This is a genomic window from Pseudomonas sp. GW821-FHT01A09 (genome assembly GCF_058986725.1).
The window spans coordinates 1-716 of the sequence record NZ_JBYSWB010000077.1 but is presented as its reverse complement, the minus strand read 5'-3'; the positions used below and the strand labels follow the sequence as shown (position 1 = coordinate 716).

The 716-nt window shown below is 65.6% G+C and carries 2 protein-coding genes; both read left to right on the top strand.

The features are described 5' to 3' along the window. Positions 1-393, top strand: a 393-nt coding sequence (gene gspG / locus AC3WJP_RS29120; protein WP_493724607.1) for a type II secretion system major pseudopilin GspG, incomplete at its 5' end; no start/stop codon positions are given. A gap of 6 nt (positions 394-399) precedes the next feature. Next, a partial coding sequence (locus AC3WJP_RS29115; RefSeq protein WP_493735707.1) for a pilus assembly FimT family protein occupies positions 400-716 on the top strand: 317 nt, incomplete at its 3' end.

The window sequence follows — 716 nt, the reverse complement described above, 5'->3', positions numbered from 1 at the left end:
CAAGGCGGCTTCACTCTGCTGGAAATGCTCGCGGTGATCGTGCTGCTGGGCATCGTCGCCACCATCGTCGTGCGTCAGGTCGGCGGCAACGTCGACAAGGGCAAGTACGGCGCGGGCAAGGCGCAGCTGGCCAGTTTGAGCATGAAGGTCGAGAGCTACGCGTTGGACGTCGGTGCGCCGCCGGCCAACCTGCAGCAACTGCTCACCAAGCCTGCCAACGCCACCGGTTGGATGGGGCCGTATGCCAAGCCGTCGGACCTCAAGGACCCGTTCGGGCATGCCTTTGGCTATCGCTTCCCGGGCGAGCATGGCAGCTATGACCTGATCTTCTACGGTCAGGATGGCGTGGCGGGCGGGGACGGCTACAAGGCCGACCTCGGCAACTGGCAGTAAGCGCCGATGGGCTTGCTGTGGAGTAGCCGCTCTCCCTGTAGCGAGGGGGCTTGCCCCCGAAAAATCGCAATGCCGCCACAAGGGTTGAGCCTGGAAGAATTTTCGGGGGCAAGCCCCCCCGCTACAGGTGCGCGGCGCCAGGGCGGTTTTACCTTGTTCGAAATGCTCGTGGTGATCGTGCTCATCGGCGTGACCGTGGGCATTCTTTCGGTCGGCGTGAGCAAGGGTTTGCATGCCGCCGCCGAACGCCGGGCGATCGCTCAGGTGGTGCAGGCGCTGCGGGCGGCGCGGGTGCAGGCGATCGTCAGCGGGCAGCCGGCGCA